Source organism: Halomonas sp. PA16-9 (assembly GCF_009728585.1).
GTDB lineage: Bacteria > Pseudomonadota > Gammaproteobacteria > Pseudomonadales > Halomonadaceae > Vreelandella > Vreelandella titanicae.
In genome coordinates, this window is record NZ_CP040451.1 from 372,529 (window position 1) to 387,222 (window position 14,694).

Below are 14,694 nucleotides of genomic sequence, written 5' to 3' on the forward strand. Positions count from 1 at the left end.
CTGATGAATATCATCATCTTGGGGGAGCAAGCTGAATCAACGCTGAAAAACAGTTAAGCGGATGTCACTGCCGTTAATGGGAGCGTGGTGATAACCCGCAGACCACCCAGTGGGCTGCGCTCAAACTGGCAGTGACCGTGATAGCGTTCTACCAGCTGCGTCAAAATAGCAAGCCCCAGGCCGTAACCGGGATGGCGTTCATCCAGCCGAGTGCCACGCTCACCTAAACGAGGTATGTCGCTTTCCGCGACGCCGGGACCGTCATCATCAACAGTTAGCATGAGCGTTTGTGGCGTAACGTTGATATGGCAACAAATCTCTTGTTTGGCCCATTTGCCAGCGTTATCCAGCACAATGCCCAATATTTCGGAGTAATCGTGGGCATCAATAGGGACCTGGTCACGCTGATTAATTGCCTGCGTTAGTTCGAACGCCTGCTGAGGGTAGAGACTACGGAACATGCTCATTAGGCGTTGACTGTCGCGGATGAGGTGGGTCAAACGCCCCGCATGAGGGCCTGCGATACGCGCACGGCGAAGCTCGGCATCCAATTGTACGTTGATATCTTCTAGCCGCATCAGAAGCTTATGGCGGCGGCTGTCGTCAATTGGCCGGCTGCCCCTGAGCACTTGGGTGATCGCCGCCAACGGTGTTTTAAGCGCATGAGAAAGGTTGGCAACTGACTCCCGTGAGCGTTGCAAACGTAGGTCGATGTCATCCATAAAGCGATTGAGCTGCGCGACCAAGCCATCTAGCTCGGCGGGCGCGTTCAGAGAGAGTCGCTGACGCTCGCCTGCTTGCAGGGCTTCAAGCTGATCACGCAACTGCCACAGGGGCTGCAAACCACGGTTAACGGCCAACATGTTGAGCGCGACCAGAACCGAAAGTAAGCCTGCAGCAATACCGCCTACCCACCAGTGCAACGTGGCTAGCCCATTTTCTACCTGAGAAAAATCCTCACCAATCAGCAATACGCCGGTGCTGTCCTGCCACTCGAAATGCTGGCGATACACCAGCAAATGGCGCTTGCCACGCTTGACCTCGATGAGCGCATTACCTTCTTCGTTCAGTAACATTGCGAGCTGTCTCTGCCACTCTGGGTCTGAGGCGCTGGTCTCACCATTGAGACGTAGTACGTAAAGGTGATGAAATACTTGGTAAGTTTTGCTAGTCGAGACGAGCGATATGGGCATTGCCAACCGGTCATTTTCTAACTGTGATACAGCATGTACGGCTTCACGCTTGAGGCGTTCACCAAGAAAATCCTTAGCAAGCTTTTGCAGAAACACGCCGTGCAGCAACCATGTCAAGCCAACAACCAGCAACGCGACGCCGCCCAGCCAAGCTAGTAGACGAAACCGTAAGCTGCGTTTATCAACGTGAAACAAAAATATACCCCTGGCCGCGGCGCGTCTGGATGATCGACTTGCCAAGGTAACGGCGCAGACGCGCCACGTATACCTCAACAAGGTTAGGTGCGGCGGCGTCTTGCTCCAACGCGTAAAGCTGTTCTAGCAGTCGCTCCTTGGAGTGAATGCGATCGGGGTGAAGCATCAGGTAACGCAGTAGCCGAAACTCGGTGGCAGTAAGCGAACGCCATGCTGATTCTTCGCTGCAAACACGTTGGCTCGCTTCATCCAAGGAGACACCGTTGAGAGTGATGACTTGGGATAGCTGGCCAGACCGCCTGCGCAGTAGTGCCTTTAGGCGTGCCATCAGTTCGGCTTCGTGAAAGGGTTTAGTGAGGTAGTCGTCGGCCCCGGTTTCCAAGCCAACTACCTTGTCTTCCCACGTATCGCGCGCGGTGAGTATCAAAACAGGAGTAGTACGTTTTTGTTTACGCCACTGGGTGATAGTTCAAGCCCCGAGCCATCGGGTAACCCAATATCTAGGATGACAAGCTCGTACTCTTCGGTTGCCATAAACGACGCAGCCGCCTTGACAGAGGCGGCTACATCGACGAGGTAACCGTTGTCTTTCAGACTTTCAGCTAGGCTCTCGGCTAACAGGTCATCATCTTCCAGAAGCAACAGTTTCATAAGCTGATATCGCGTTAAAAGTTAATATCACCATACATTCCTGATTCATAATGACCAGGGATATTGCAGGCGTACTCCAGACTGTCAACATCTGAGGAAGCCGTCCATACCAGCGTTTTGGTTTCACCTCCCCCGATGGTGATAGACGGCATTTGCCCGCCATGCGCACCTTCCGCCATGTCGTGTCCGCCATGACCTTCACCATGACCACCACTCATTTCTTGCATCATCTTACGGTGCTCTTCCTGGGCGGCTTTATCACCTATCACGAACTCATGCTCAAGATTACCGGTGTTGGAAATTTCAAATTTAATGGTCTCACCGGCGGTAACTTGGATGTCTTCAGGATCAAACCACATATCGCCTGCTTCAAAGCTAATAGTGCGATCAACATCGGCAGAGCTCGCGTCATTGAGAGAACCATCATGTTCGCCCGCTGCCCAAGAGGTGGACCCCATAACACAGAGTGATATTGTCAGTAGACTGTAGGTCAGGTAGGTCTTGCGCATCATGTTTACCTCTTAGTGGTGTACCTAAGCGTTATAGCGTACCAACCTGAAATGAGCCTGAACCTCATGTCATTGAGTGTTAGTTGCCTTAGGACACCTTCACTACAGCGGTGAGCTCGCTGCGGATTAGTGTCACGTCCATCGCCTCAATGACCTGTCGTGCATCGCTTGCAGCGCGCGGATGGTATCGGCCTTGCCTTCCGGAGAGCGTTGCTTATAGCTATTAAGCTGGACGCTTAACTAACCAGGGGGATGTCCTTTCCTTAACCATTCGGTGATGTGACCCTTGTCAGCACCGCAGTGATCAGCAGTATAACTGCGACCAGTACCATCTCCAGAGCAATACTGCGCTGTAAACGTCGTGGGGCTGTAGCGTCGCCGCTCTCAAAGGCCGGTACAAGTCGGCACTTGTTCGCGGCAGCAAATAACAGTAGCACCGCGACAATCAATACCTTGCCGATCAAGAGCTGTCCATATGCCGTGGTGAGCAGCGGCGTGAGACCGCCCGTAAGCAGCGTGGCCAAAGTGACGCCCGTCAGCACCAACAAGCCAACCCCGCCCATGGCGATTTGCCCGAAACGAGTCAGAATGCGGGCGCTATTGCCCTGGTTGTGACGTCGCCCCACTAAGTGGAACAGCGGCCACAGTGAGGCCACCCAGAATGCCGCTGCCATCAAGTGAAAGATCAGCAAACCAGACAGGACGAGGCGTGGGGTGTTCACTGTATGTCCCACCTGCACGAACGCTAACATCACCAGTAACACGCCTACTAGGCTCAAGCTATTGGCTGTTTTCGAGAGTAGTAAGTTATTGAGCTGAATCGCCTGGACCAGCAGCAAGCCAGTAACGGCCAGTATCAGCCGCGTCCCGGGCGCACCCTCGAACACGATCCCGAGCAGCATCGGGTTGGTTGCAGCAGCCACATTGCCGCCCCCAAGGTATCCGGCTTGCAAAGGCCACTGGAACAGAACCAGGGTAACCCCCGACCAAGCAGCGAAGACACCCATGCGGACAACGCGCCTCCGGTCGTGATCAGGGAGTTGCGGAAACGCTAGGCGAAACAGCACGGCTCCCGTTGCGACTAGGGCGCTAAGATAAACCCCGGCCGCCACGAGGGTCATCGTGACGATCCAGACGTCGAGGCTATTTACGGAGAGCCACCAGGCCACGGGTCAGGGCTCGATCGAGAAGTTAAAACCGTCGGACATCATGTGCCCGTCATCCGATAGGCCTCGCCAACGCACCTGATAGTTCCCAGCCGAAAGAACTTCACCGGGCTTTACGAAGTAGCGTTCGACCTGTTCACTACCTGGCTGACCATCAAGGGGAACTGAGCCATTCGGGCCTGTCACCTCAAACTGGGTGATGCGCATCACGTCACCAAACTCAATGCCAATTTTCGCAGGGGAGTCCTGAACGGTGTCACCATCCTTAGGCGAAGTGCTTGTGCGGCCTTCATGGGCGAGTGCCGGGATTGCTAGCGAAATCAACAGTGTTGCTAAGGTAGCGTGAACGATCGGGAGAGATCTCGTCTTCTTTTGCATGCCGATTCCTTATATGTTTTTTCAGGGTTGAATGGATGCCGTTTCTTCATCGCGGAGGCGCTAAAACTGATTCGGTTGAGCCTTCAGAGGCCGTTCATTCGTCCTGTTTGGCGAACAAGGCACATAGCTTCGTGCCCTTTGGGAGCTAAGAGAGCGTCCAGGAACACTTTGGCTTCAGGGGTTTCCGCCTCTTGGGCGGTGAGGTATTTGAGCAGGCATTTGGACGCGCTCTTCTTCATGGAAGTGGCTCAGTTTTATAACGTGCCAACCTGAAACAGGGCTGAAAACGGCGGGAAAAATGACTTGTGACAACATTTAGGTATTGGGATTGGTTTCCCCTTTACCTTTGGGCTACCTATAGGTTGTAGGCTTATAACGTAAGCTAACTCCGCCTTCTTCTGTAGGAAAAGGCGATGTCTCGACCAGCAACATGAGAGGAAATATCATGGTTAAGCACAAGGTGATTTTTGCCCTTGGTCTGGCTGCAAGCCTCAGTGTCACAAGCAGCGTCATCTTCGCTCAAGGTATGAACCAAGGCGCCCAAGGTCAAGGCAATATGATGGGCGGCCAAGGCGGTATGGGTTCGGGCATGATGATGGGCAGTCAAGAAGGCATGTACCCAGGAATGATGATGGGAGGGCAAAGTGGGATGATGCCTTGTCCAATGATGGGAGGCATGGGGACTATGTCCGGCATGGTCGGTATGCTCGACGAGCAGCAGATGAGTACCATGCGTGAGATGCGTCAGGAACACCGCGCGGCCCAGTTTGAGCGGATGGGCGAAATGATGAACCTTCGCGACGACATGGTGCAAATCATGCAGGCTGAGCGACCAGAGCCAGAGGAAGTAAAGGCGCTGCATGCCCAAATGGCCAACCTTCATGGCGATATGATGGCTGATAATGTGCGCATGCATAATCAGATGCAGGACTTACTAACCGATGAGCAGCGTGAACAGATGAGGGGAAGCATGCGCAGCTACCATGGCCCGCAATAAGCCTTGGTGATGAAGTGAACTTCACCTCACGCCGGGTGAGGGCACCGAGTACAAACTGACAATGGAAGAAGGCGCTGTCGCGACATTCGCTTGGGCCTCCGTTGGTGGGCCACTTAATTTCGACACCCACTGTGACGGAAATGGCAACTCGATCAGCGATGAGAAAGGGCGTGGTTTGCCCAAAGACGAAGGCGCACGTGAAGCTGACTTCACCGGTAACCAAGGTTGGTTCTTTCATAATCGCAATGATAACGACGTGACCGTGGTGTTGCGTGTTAGAGGGGACTATGGGGAGCTGAATAAGGTTTTCTAAAGCAGTGGCCTCTAGCGCTCTCCTGAGGGCTAGAGGTTTTCCTCCCATCAGCGTTGTTAAAATGATGGGTAAGCGTTTACAAAATTAGGTGAGACAGTAATTAATGGGTTATCTGATTTAATAATATTTAGGCTTATATGCGAAAAAACTGAAAGTCTTCTTTTGGCCGAAGCGGGTGCAGCCAGGGCTTAAGCGAATTGGCTTTGGCAGTCTTCCTTCCGAGGACCAACGCCAAACAGTGGGTCGTGACACCCCGTAACGCTACGCATCCGTATTTTTCGTACTGAGATAATAGGAATCCAGCAGGAAGGCACCGGTTTTACTTTGGATGGTATTTGGGATGGGAAAACAAAAAAAGCACCCGTAGGTGCTTGATTTGTATAGTAAGGTGGTGGAGGCGGCGGGAATTGAACCCGCGTCCGCCAGCACGCGCCTATTGGCTCTACATGCTTAGATTTCGTCATTTGATTTAACGCAACTGACTCCGACGATCAGGATTCAGCCACGCGAGTCTTCTAAAGTTTAGCGCTTGGCGAGAAGACACCACCAAACGCGATCCTATCAGCTTTAGCTCGTATCCCCTCAGCGATGAATAGGCACATCACCTTGGGGCCAGACAAGAAGCTAACAGTGTTTAAGCTGCTAGCGCGCCTTGAGCGTAGTTTTCGTCATTTGCGACTATTTTTCGTGATGTGGGATTTACGAGATACATCACGCTCTCGGCATGCACCGCAAGGGTTGTCACCGGCGTCGAAACCATGTCGCCCCCTTATTTCAGTTGAGCATTCTAACGTGCTCACACCTGATTGACCAGTTATGCCTTGTTATGTTCCCGCATAATTCGACCTTTTTGGCGGCTCCAGTCGCGATCTTTTTCTGTTGCGCGTTTGTCATGCAGCTGTTTACCGGTCACTAGCGCCAGCTCGCACTTCACTTTATTGCGTTTCCAGTAAAGCTTGAGGGGCACACAGGTGTGGCCTTTGTCCTGGGTGATCGAAAAGATTTTGGCGATCTCTTTGCGATGCAGCAGCAGTTTGCGGGTGCGCGTCGGGTCAGCAATCTCGTGTGTGCTCGCAGTATTCAGCGGCATGATATGACTACCCAGCAGAAACGCTTCGCCGTTACGAACCAAAATATAGGTATCGGTGAGCTGAGCCTTACCGGCGCGCAAGCTCTTCACTTCCCAGCCAGCGAGCGATAGCCCCGCCTCGAAGGTCTCATCGATATGGTACTCAAACCGTGCCTTCTTGTTTTGGGCAATAACGCTGCTACCGGGGCCCTTACTGTTACCTTTCTTAGTGGCCATGGAACCTCATAATTAATCTGTCAGTGGCTTCCCCTTCGTTATTTGGGGAGGCGTGATACCATTTAGGGTCTGAAAAATGTTTCCCATGATACGCTTTGGGCACTGTGAAGTCAGCGGAGAGGTCAATGCCAACCGTCAATCGTTCCGCCTTAGTGCGGCACACCCCCCAGAAAATGTTCGATCTGGTTAACGACTTCGAACGCTACCCGGAGTTTTTGCCAGGCTGCCGCCAGGCGCGTTTGCTCGAACATGATGATGTGCATCTGATCGGCGAAATGACCCTGGGTCGTGCCGGTGTTGAGCAAACCATCACCACGCGCAACGAACTTTTTGCGCCCGAGCGTATTGAGCTGTCGCTGGTAAAAGGGCCGTTCAAGCGGCTTAAAGGTCGCTGGCTGTTTATCCCCATGGGGGAGGATGCCTGCAAGGTGAGCCTTGAGATGGAGTTTGAGTTCGCCAACCGGCTGCTCAGTATGGCGTTCGGCAAACTCTTTCAGCAAATCGCTGGCCAGCTAGTCGATGCCTTTACCAAGCGCGCAAACGAGCTGTATGGGCGCTGAAGCGCTTGCGGTTGAGGTAGCCTTCGCGTTGCCTTCCAAACAGCGCATAGTGGCTCTGCGCGTGCCTGAGGGCACTACGGCACGTCAGGCCGTTGCCTTGGCCGATTTGCCCACGCTCTTTCCTGATGTGCCCGGCGAAACCTTTGCTCAGGCGCCGCTGGGCATTTTCGGTAAAGCGCTACGCGAACCCGATACCCATCTATTACGCGACGGGGATCGGGTCGAAGTTTACCGGCCGTTGGCGATCGACCCCAAGGCCGCTCGCCTAGAGCGCGCCAAGCGTCAAGCGAGCGACCCGAAGCGTTAACCGCTTTTAAGGCTGTTGAACAGGCTGTGTGCCCTCAGGTGGCCGCGTCTGGGTGCTCTCTGTAGGGAGGGCATCCATTGGATCAACGCCTTCCGTTGCAGGCCTCATGCTGCTATCGCCTTCAAGCGGTAGCTCTTTGGATAGATCCCCTTCTTGCTCAATGTTCACCAGGCGGCCCTGGGGATCGAAGGTGAGCGTTACGCGACGCTGCTCTACATCGCCATACGCTTTATCTAAACGAAACACATAATCCCACTGGCTGGCGTCAAAGGGCGCTTCCAGCAATGGCCTGCCCATTACGTAAGTCACCTGCTCTTGGGTCATGCCTGGCTGAAGCTGGCTGACCATTTCCTGAGTGACCAGGTTGCCTTGGGGAATATCGCGCTTGTACACGCCTACGTAGCTGCAGCCGCTAATGACAGTAAGGGCAACGGAGAGCGTGATGATTTGAGTCAATTTTTGCATTTGGGCCTATTCTTCACTATCGTGGTTTCGGTTGATCATACCCGACCTAACCAGTTACTGCGAAGAGCGACCATGGCCGATCAGAACCATGAATTGCGCAAAGCCGGTCTAAAAGTGACCCTGCCGCGCGTCAAGATACTTCAAATTCTCGAAAATGTTTCGGGTCAGCACCACCTTAGCGCGGAAGAAGTGTACAAAACACTGATTGATGCGGGCGAAGATGTTGGCTTGGCAACCGTATACCGCGTATTGACTCAGTTCGAGTCAGCGGGCTTGGTAATTCGTCATAATTTCGACGGAGGCCATGCGGTATTCGAGATGACCCAAGAGGATCACCATGACCACATGGTGTGCCTTGAAAGCGGCGAAATCATTGAGTTCGTTGATGAAATCATTGAACGCCGTCAGCAAGAAATCGCTGAAGAGCACGGCTACGAACTAGTGGATCATGCTCTGGTGCTCTATGTACGTCCGCGCGGTTCCGACGTGACGCGCCAGGACAGCGGGCCGACGAACAAGAAATAGTGTTCGTAGGTCGCTGTTAGTCGCAGACCGTTAATCGCGGTTCGAAATATAAGCGCCCCTGAGCCATTTGGCCGAATTCCTGGTTAACTGAATTCGCCAAGTGGATCAGGGGCGTTTGTTTTGCTGTGTGCAGATGTGCTGTATAGCTGTGCGCTATAGAAATGCACAGAAACGGCGCAGGGCGCCCGCTCAATCAGTGCGGCGGGCGTTGGCTGGCGTGCAGCATCTCCCGAGCGTGGGCCAGGGTTTGGTCAGAAAGCGTGACACCGCCCAGCATGCGCGCCAGTTCGCTGATGCGGCCCTGTTCGTCGAGTAGCGCCATCTGGGTCAGCGTTGTATCGCGCTTCGCCTGTTTCTCGATATGCAGGTGCTGGTGCGCCTGTGCTGCCACCTGGGGTAGGTGGGTCACGGTCATGACCTGGCCGTTTTCGCCCAGTTTGCGCAGTAGTTGGCCAACGATCTCTGCGGTGGCCCCCGAGATACCCACATCCACTTCGTCAAACACCAGGCTGGGAACCGTTGAGTGCGTCGCCGCGACCACTTGAATCGCCAAGCTAATCCGCGATAACTCACCGCCGGAGGCGACTTTGGTCAATGGGCGAGCGGGCTGGCCGGGGTTGGCGCTAATCAAAAACTGTACACGATCAAGGCCTTCAGGGGAGGGCGCGTCTTTAGCGGTGACCTCCACTTCAAAACGAGCTTTGCCCATGGCCAAAAAGCCCAGCTGCTGCTGCACCTCTATACTCAAGCGAAGCGCGGCTTTTTGACGGCTCTCGCTGAGTTTTTTTGCCGCTTGGCGGTAGCTCTCGCGTAGCTCGACAACCCGTGCACTGAGTGCCTCCAGGTCATTGCCACCCTCTTCTAGCTGAGAGACTTCCCGCTGTAGCTCAGCATGCAGGGCGCATAGCTCTTCAGGAGCAACGTGGTGCTTGCGGGCAATTCGATGGACGTCGGTCATTCGTTCTTCAACCCAGGCGAGCCGCTCAGGGTCTAATTCGGTGGTGCTGGCGAGGCGGTTAAGCTCGCTGGAGGCCTCTTCCACTTGAATGCGCGCATCGCTCAGCATGGCAAGCGTGTTCGCCAGGGTGCCTTTGTCGCTACCTGGCAGTGCGCTTAAGTGGGTAAACGCTTGGTTGAGTAAGGAGAGCGCGCCGCCCTCGTCACTGGCGCAGCAGTCGGCGGCAAACTGGGTTTCGCGCAGGGTCTCTTCCGCGTGAGCCAGGGTGTGCTGCTCTTCCTCTAACGTGGCTAATTCACCTTCCGCTAAACCGAGCTGATCCAGCTCTTCTACTTGGTAACGCAGCAACTGCCGTTTGGCCTCAACTTCACTGCCTTCTTCGCTTAGCTTCTTCAGCTGCCGACGCGCACTGCGCCACTCGCGGAACGTTTCAGCTAATTGAGTGGTGGCATCGTTTAGGCCTGCGTAATCGTCCAGCAGGGCAAGGTGGGTCTCTTCGCGCATCAGCGCATGGTGAGCATGCTGTCCATGAATTTGAATCAGCTGCTCGCCGAGGGATTTTAGATCCGAGATAGTCGCGGGTTGGCCGTTAATCCAGGCTTTGGAACGGCCGTTGGCGGTGACCACACGGCGCAGCAAGCATTCCTCAGCGGGGAGCTCCCGCGCCGTTAGCCACTCGATGGCGGCGGGCAGGTGTTGAATGTCGAAGCGTGCGGAGAGGTCCGTACGCTCGCGGCCGTGACGCACGCTTCCGGCGTCGGCACGCTCGCCCAGGCAGAGCCCAAGGGCGCCTAACAGGATCGATTTGCCCGCGCCGGTTTCCCCGGTAATCGCGGTCATACCGCCGGTCAAGTCGAGTTCTAAGTGATCGACAATGGCGAAATCTTGAATAGCTAGCTGAGTAAGCATGGCGCCTCCTGAGGCGGTACAGCATAGAAGCTGGATACTTATCCAATAGTTGTTGATTTATACAGTAGTTAATAACTCACTTCAATGCACCTCTTGAGATGGAATTTATGGCCCCCATATAGCGTGCATGATCAGTCAAAGCTAGTGACTTAAAGCTTACTTCTTTGCGCGCCGCCCGCGTGGCCGCGCTCTACTTTTTAGGAGCACAACATGGCGAAAGAACCGCAAACACCAATGGACGATGAGCTGGCCCGCCACGAGCAAGACGCCGATGGCGCCGAGCAAGCAGCTGAGAAGGTTGCTGAAGAGCGCTTGATGGAGGGCGAACTGGAAGGATTGATCAATGACGAAGAGGCGCTAGAAGACAGCGTCGACAACCCGGAAGCGGAAATGCTGGCAGCCCAAGTAGGTGAGTTAGAGCAGAGCTTGGCCGAAGCCAAGGATCAAGCCCTTCGCGCCGCCGCTGAAGCGCAAAACGTGCGCCGTCGTGCGGAGCAGGAAGCGGAAAAAGCCCGCAAGTTTGCCCTGGAGAAGTTCGTTAAAGAGCTGCTGCCAGTGGTAGATAGCCTGGAAAAAGCGCTTGAGACCATGGAAGAGGGTGCATCGGAAGTTCATCGTGAAGGTGTTTCCATGACCTTGAAAATGCAGCTGGATGTGCTCAACAAGTTCGGCGTTGAAAGCATTGAACCCCATGGTGAACCCTTCGACCCGCAAGTGCACGAAGCCATGACCATGGTGCCTAACCCGGATCTCGAACCGAACACCGTGATGGACGTTATGCAGAAAGGCTATTTACTCAATGGACGCTTGGTGCGCCCAGCGATGGTTGTAGTGAGTAAAAAAGCCGATTAAGCCACTGGCGGCACAGAGTTTGAAAAAAGTGTGTGAAAAAAAGCCCTTGAAATGTCAGCGGCGGCCCCCAAATAAAGGGCAACCCCGCGGGGAAACCCGCAGACAAGCTTTAAAAACTAAATTTTCAGTTTTGTAACAACCGAATTCGAGGTATTGCTATGGGACGTATAATTGGTATCGACCTGGGCACCACTAACTCTTGTGTGGCCGTGCTCGATGGTGACAGCGCTAAAGTTATCGAAAACGCCGAAGGCGGTCGTACGACGCCTTCTATCATCGCCTACACCGATGATGGTGAAACGCTGGTAGGTCAGGCGGCTAAACGTCAGGCCGTTACTAACCCAGAAAACACCCTGTACGCCATCAAGCGTCTCATTGGCCGTCGCTTTAAAGACGACGTCGTCCAGAAAGACATTAAGATGGTGCCGTACAAAATCAGCGAAGCTGATAACGGTGACGCTTGGGTTGAAGTAAAAGGCAAAAAAATGGCACCGCCGCAGGTAAGCGCGGAAGTGCTGAAGAAAATGAAGAAGACTGCCGAAGACTACCTGGGCGAAGCAGTCACCGAAGCGGTCATTACCGTACCGGCCTACTTCAACGACAGCCAGCGTCAGGCGACCAAAGACGCCGGCCGCATTGCCGGTCTGGACGTTAAGCGCATTATTAACGAGCCGACCGCTGCCGCACTGGCCTACGGTATGGACAAATCCCGCGGCGACAAAACCATCGCGGTCTACGACCTGGGTGGTGGCACCTTCGATATCTCGATCATCGAAATTGCCGATGTCGACGGCGAAACCCAATTTGAAGTGTTGGCCACCAACGGTGACACCTTCCTGGGCGGCGAAGACTTTGACTTGGCGCTGATCAACTACCTGGTAGACCAGTTCAAGTCTGACAGCGGCATTGATCTGTCTGGCGATAACCTGGCCATGCAGCGTCTGAAAGAAGCTGCCGAAAAAGCCAAAATTGAGCTGTCTAGCGCTCAGCAGACCGATGTGAACCTGCCTTACATCACCGCCGACAACACTGGCCCGAAACACCTTAACGTTAAGGTGACTCGTGCCAAGCTGGAGTCACTGGTCGAAGAGCTGGTTCAGCGCTCGCTCGAGCCGTGCAAAATGGCCCTGAAAGATGCAGGCCTGTCTGCCTCTGAAATCGACGAAGTGATCCTGGTCGGTGGCCAGACACGTATGCCGATGGTGCAGAAGAAAGCCGCTGACTTCTTCGGCAAAGAAGCACGTAAAGACGTTAACCCGGACGAAGCGGTTGCCGTTGGTGCAGCGATTCAGGGCGGCGTACTCGGTGGCGACGTTAAAGACGTTTGCTGCTCGACGTTACCCCGCTTACCCTGGGTATCGAAACCCTGGGTGGCGTAATGACGCCGCTGATCGAAAAGAACACCACCATCCCGACCAAGAAGACACAAACCTTCTCAACGGCGGATGACAACCAAACGGCGGTGACCATTCACGCCGTGCAGGGTGAGCGCAAGCAAGTGTCGCAGAATAAGTCGCTGGGTCGTTTTGATCTTGCTGACATTCCGCCTGCACCGCGCGGTGTGCCGCAGATCGAAGTCGCCTTTGACTTGGATGCCAACGGTATTCTGAACGTATCGGCAAAAGACAAGGCCACTGGCAAAGAGCAGTCGATTGTCATCAAGGCGTCTAGCGGTCTGTCCGAGGAAGAAGTCGAGCAAATGGTACGTGATGCCGAAGCTCACGCCGAAGAGGACAAAAAGTTCGAAGAGCTGGTGCAGCTGCGTAACCAAGCTGACGGTATGATTCACGCTACGCGCAAAACGTTGGAAGAAGCTGGCGACAAAGCGACTGACGACGAGAAGCAGGCGATTGAAACGGCCATCAGCGAGCTGGAAGAAGCGGTTAAAGGTGACGACGTCGATAACATTCAGAAGAAACTGGATGCACTGACCGAAGCCTCTGGCCAGCTCGCCCAGAAGATGTACGCCGAGCAGGCAGAAGCAGCGCAGCAAGAGGGCGGCGAAGGTGCTGAAAGCACTTCCAAGCCGGAAGAAGACGTGGTTGACGCCGAGTACGAAGAAGTCAACGACGATCAGAAAAAGCAGTAACATCCTCTTTCTGCCAAGGAAAGCGGTGACGCGGGAGCTTACTCCCGCGTTGCTGTTTCCGAGACCAAGACGCACGTAGTTAGATATATAGCTAGGTATGTAGCTAAATGTGTATCGCCTAAATGTGCAGTTGAGTGCGTAGCTAACCAGGAGGCGTAGGGCCTATGTCCAAACGCGATTATTACGAAGTCCTGGGTGTCGAAAAAGGGGCCGATCAGAAAGAGATCAAGAAGGCCTATCGCCGTCTGGCGCAAAAATTCCACCCTGATCGAAACCCGGACGATAAAACCTCAGCGGAAAAATTCCGTGAAGTGTCCGAAGCGTATGAAGTGCTCAGCGACGGCGAAAAGCGCGCTGCCTATGACCAGTTCGGCCATGCGGGCGTTGATGGCCAAGGTGGCGGCGGTGGTTTCGGCGGCGCAGGTGCCGGCGATTTCAGCGACATTTTCGGCGATGTGTTTGGCGATATTTTTGGCGGAGGCGGTGGTCGTCGCCGTGGGCCCAATGCCCCGGCACGCGGCTCCGACCTGCGCTATAACCTAGAGCTGGATCTAGAGAACGCCGTTGCAGGAACCACAGTCGATATCCGTGTGCCGCGGCATATCGAGTGTGATCGCTGCGATGGCGGTGGCGCCGAGCCAGGCTCCTCGAAAGAGACCTGCCCGACCTGTCACGGTCACGGTCAAGTGCGTATGCAGCAGGGCTTTTTCGCCGTGCAGCAAACGTGCCCAACCTGTCATGGCTCTGGCCAGCACATTAAAGTGCCGTGCCATAAGTGTAATGGCGAAGGGCGCGTACGCGAGACGCGCACGCTGTCCGTCAAGATTCCGCCCGGCGTGGATACCGGCGATCGCATTCGCTTGAATGGTGAAGGCGAAAGCGGTGTGAACGGTGGCCCGCCTGGGGATCTGTACGTTCAGGTGGCGATCAAGCCGCACCATATCTTCCAGCGTGACGGTAAGCACCTGCAGTGCGATGTGCCGATCAACTTCGTCGATGCAGCGCTAGGTGGCGAGCTTGAAGTGCCCACGCTAGATGGCCGCGTGAAGCTGAAGATTCCGCCGGAAACCCAAACCGGCAAGCTGTTCCGCCTGCGCGGTAAAGGCGTCAAGCCCGTGCGCGGTGGCATGCCCGGCGACCTGCTGTGCAAGGTAGTGGTGGAAACCCCCGTCAAGCTCAACGACGAGCAGCGCGACCTACTGCGCCAGCTGCAACAGAGCTTCGACGACAGCAACAGCCACAACCACTCGCCGAAGAAAACCGGCTTCTTCGACAGCGTGAAGAGCTTCTTTGAAGATATGAAGCCGTAAACCTGTAATAA

Annotated in this window: 16 protein-coding genes, 1 other RNA gene and 1 pseudogene; 8 read left to right on the forward strand and 10 right to left on the reverse strand. The window is 54.7% G+C overall.

Features of this window, described 5'->3' with window-relative positions; all coding sequences use genetic code 11:
- Positions 1-53: 53 nt before the first annotated feature.
- The 6 genes from FDY98_RS01750 to FDY98_RS01770 all read right to left on the reverse strand — a co-directional run bounded on the left by FDY98_RS01750 (position 54) and on the right by FDY98_RS01770 (position 4,092).
- Positions 54-1,388 carry an ATP-binding protein gene (locus FDY98_RS01750; protein ID WP_027958227.1) on the reverse strand — a complete coding sequence of 445 codons (1,335 nt, stop codon included), beginning with the start codon at positions 1,386-1,388 and terminating at the stop codon, positions 54-56.
- Positions 1,375-1,815 (reverse strand): winged helix-turn-helix domain-containing protein, encoded by a 441-nt coding sequence (locus FDY98_RS01755; protein ID WP_442907939.1) that lies wholly within the window; start codon positions 1,813-1,815, stop codon positions 1,375-1,377. Before FDY98_RS01755 ends, FDY98_RS01750 begins: the two co-directional genes overlap by 14 nt.
- Positions 1,812-2,039 carry a response regulator gene (locus tag FDY98_RS29225; RefSeq protein WP_442907940.1) on the reverse strand — a complete coding sequence of 76 codons (228 nt, stop codon included), beginning with the start codon at positions 2,037-2,039 and terminating at the stop codon, positions 1,812-1,814. Before FDY98_RS29225 ends, FDY98_RS01755 begins: the two co-directional genes overlap by 4 nt.
- 14 nt (positions 2,040-2,053) lie before the next feature.
- Positions 2,054-2,551, reverse strand: a complete 498-nt coding sequence (locus tag FDY98_RS01760) for a cupredoxin domain-containing protein (RefSeq protein WP_027958229.1) — start codon at positions 2,549-2,551, stop codon at positions 2,054-2,056.
- Between the two features lie 260 nt (positions 2,552-2,811).
- On the reverse strand, positions 2,812-3,669 hold the full coding sequence (locus FDY98_RS01765; RefSeq protein ID WP_202606323.1) for a copper resistance D family protein: 858 nt from the start codon (positions 3,667-3,669) through the stop codon (positions 2,812-2,814).
- A 51-nt stretch (positions 3,670-3,720) separates the two neighbouring features.
- Positions 3,721-4,092 (reverse strand): copper resistance CopC family protein, encoded by a 372-nt coding sequence (locus FDY98_RS01770; protein ID WP_035539357.1) that lies wholly within the window; start codon positions 4,090-4,092, stop codon positions 3,721-3,723.
- Between the two features lie 445 nt (positions 4,093-4,537).
- Between FDY98_RS01770 and FDY98_RS01775 the strand changes: the two genes are divergently transcribed.
- Both FDY98_RS01775 and FDY98_RS01780 read left to right on the forward strand, forming a co-directional pair.
- Positions 4,538-5,089, forward strand: coding sequence for a Spy/CpxP family protein refolding chaperone (locus tag FDY98_RS01775; protein WP_051430633.1), 552 nt, complete (start codon positions 4,538-4,540; stop codon positions 5,087-5,089).
- 61 nt (positions 5,090-5,150) lie between these two features.
- The gene (locus FDY98_RS01780; protein ID WP_051430632.1) at positions 5,151-5,402 is read left to right on the forward strand and encodes a hypothetical protein; all 252 of its coding nucleotides are present in this window, start codon (positions 5,151-5,153) and stop codon (positions 5,400-5,402) included.
- A 389-nt stretch (positions 5,403-5,791) separates the two neighbouring features.
- On the opposite strand, the gene ssrA is transcribed toward FDY98_RS01780, so the two are convergent.
- Positions 5,792-6,171: a transfer-messenger RNA gene (ssrA, locus tag FDY98_RS01785) on the reverse strand.
- A 45-nt stretch (positions 6,172-6,216) separates the two neighbouring features.
- Complete coding sequence (gene smpB, locus FDY98_RS01790) at positions 6,217-6,708, reverse strand: SsrA-binding protein SmpB (RefSeq protein WP_008958772.1); 492 nt, start codon at positions 6,706-6,708, stop codon at positions 6,217-6,219.
- Positions 6,709-6,833: 125 nt separating this feature from the next.
- On the opposite strand from smpB, the gene FDY98_RS01795 reads away from it, so the two are divergent.
- Both FDY98_RS01795 and FDY98_RS01800 read left to right on the forward strand, forming a co-directional pair.
- Entirely contained in the window at positions 6,834-7,268 is a 435-nt protein-coding gene (locus tag FDY98_RS01795; protein WP_022520728.1) for a type II toxin-antitoxin system RatA family toxin, read from the forward strand.
- A complete protein-coding gene (locus FDY98_RS01800; protein ID WP_022520727.1) occupies positions 7,258-7,575 on the forward strand; it encodes an RnfH family protein in 318 nt (105 codons plus the stop codon). Before FDY98_RS01795 ends, FDY98_RS01800 begins: the two co-directional genes overlap by 11 nt.
- A 6-nt stretch (positions 7,576-7,581) precedes the next feature.
- Here FDY98_RS01800 and bamE read toward each other — a convergent pair whose 3' ends face one another.
- Positions 7,582-8,040 carry an outer membrane protein assembly factor BamE gene (gene bamE, locus FDY98_RS01805; protein ID WP_155705666.1) on the reverse strand — a complete coding sequence of 153 codons (459 nt, stop codon included), beginning with the start codon at positions 8,038-8,040 and terminating at the stop codon, positions 7,582-7,584.
- Between the two features lie 72 nt (positions 8,041-8,112).
- Here bamE and fur point away from each other — a divergent pair, with 72 nt between their 5' ends.
- The gene (gene fur, locus FDY98_RS01810) at positions 8,113-8,565 is read left to right on the forward strand and encodes a ferric iron uptake transcriptional regulator (RefSeq protein WP_007111850.1); all 453 of its coding nucleotides are present in this window, start codon (positions 8,113-8,115) and stop codon (positions 8,563-8,565) included.
- Positions 8,566-8,758: 193 nt separating this feature from the next.
- Here the strand turns inward: fur and recN are convergent, their stop codons facing one another.
- Positions 8,759-10,432, reverse strand: a complete 1,674-nt coding sequence (gene recN, locus FDY98_RS01815) for a DNA repair protein RecN (protein ID WP_155705667.1) — start codon at positions 10,430-10,432, stop codon at positions 8,759-8,761.
- A gap of 210 nt (positions 10,433-10,642) precedes the next feature.
- Here recN and grpE point away from each other — a divergent pair, with 210 nt between their 5' ends.
- The 3 genes and pseudogenes from grpE to dnaJ all read left to right on the forward strand — a co-directional run bounded on the left by grpE (position 10,643) and on the right by dnaJ (position 14,683).
- Entirely contained in the window at positions 10,643-11,284 is a 642-nt protein-coding gene (gene grpE, locus FDY98_RS01820; RefSeq protein WP_027958234.1) for a nucleotide exchange factor GrpE, read from the forward strand.
- Between the two features lie 158 nt (positions 11,285-11,442).
- Positions 11,443-13,373 (forward strand): annotated as a pseudogene (dnaK, locus tag FDY98_RS01825) (molecular chaperone DnaK).
- A 164-nt stretch (positions 13,374-13,537) separates the two neighbouring features.
- Positions 13,538-14,683 (forward strand): molecular chaperone DnaJ, encoded by a 1,146-nt coding sequence (dnaJ, locus tag FDY98_RS01830; RefSeq protein ID WP_027958236.1) that lies wholly within the window; start codon positions 13,538-13,540, stop codon positions 14,681-14,683.
- Positions 14,684-14,694: the final 11 nt, after the last annotated feature.

Bases quoted from the DNA above. Each gene is read 5' to 3' on its own strand.
- FDY98_RS29225 (WP_442907940.1), bottom strand. From the start codon at position 2,039: ATGAAACTGTTGCTTCTGGAAGATGATGACCTGTTAGCCGAGAGCCTA.
- FDY98_RS01760 (WP_027958229.1), bottom strand. From the start codon at position 2,551: ATGATGCGCAAGACCTACCTGACCTACAGTCTACTGACAATATCACTC.
- FDY98_RS01765 (WP_202606323.1), bottom strand. From the start codon at position 3,669: ATGACCCTCGTGGCGGCCGGGGTTTATCTTAGCGCCCTAGTCGCAACG.
- FDY98_RS01770 (WP_035539357.1), bottom strand. From the start codon at position 4,092: ATGCAAAAGAAGACGAGATCTCTCCCGATCGTTCACGCTACCTTAGCA.
- FDY98_RS01775 (WP_051430633.1), top strand. From the start codon at position 4,538: ATGGTTAAGCACAAGGTGATTTTTGCCCTTGGTCTGGCTGCAAGCCTC.
- FDY98_RS01780 (WP_051430632.1), top strand. From the start codon at position 5,151: ATGGAAGAAGGCGCTGTCGCGACATTCGCTTGGGCCTCCGTTGGTGGG.
- smpB (WP_008958772.1), bottom strand. From the start codon at position 6,708: ATGGCCACTAAGAAAGGTAACAGTAAGGGCCCCGGTAGCAGCGTTATT.
- FDY98_RS01795 (WP_022520728.1), top strand. From the start codon at position 6,834: ATGCCAACCGTCAATCGTTCCGCCTTAGTGCGGCACACCCCCCAGAAA.
- FDY98_RS01800 (WP_022520727.1), top strand. From the start codon at position 7,258: ATGGGCGCTGAAGCGCTTGCGGTTGAGGTAGCCTTCGCGTTGCCTTCC.
- bamE (WP_155705666.1), bottom strand. From the start codon at position 8,040: ATGCAAAAATTGACTCAAATCATCACGCTCTCCGTTGCCCTTACTGTC.
- fur (WP_007111850.1), top strand. From the start codon at position 8,113: ATGGCCGATCAGAACCATGAATTGCGCAAAGCCGGTCTAAAAGTGACC.
- recN (WP_155705667.1), bottom strand. From the start codon at position 10,432: ATGCTTACTCAGCTAGCTATTCAAGATTTCGCCATTGTCGATCACTTA.
- grpE (WP_027958234.1), top strand. From the start codon at position 10,643: ATGGCGAAAGAACCGCAAACACCAATGGACGATGAGCTGGCCCGCCAC.
- dnaJ (WP_027958236.1), top strand. From the start codon at position 13,538: ATGTCCAAACGCGATTATTACGAAGTCCTGGGTGTCGAAAAAGGGGCC.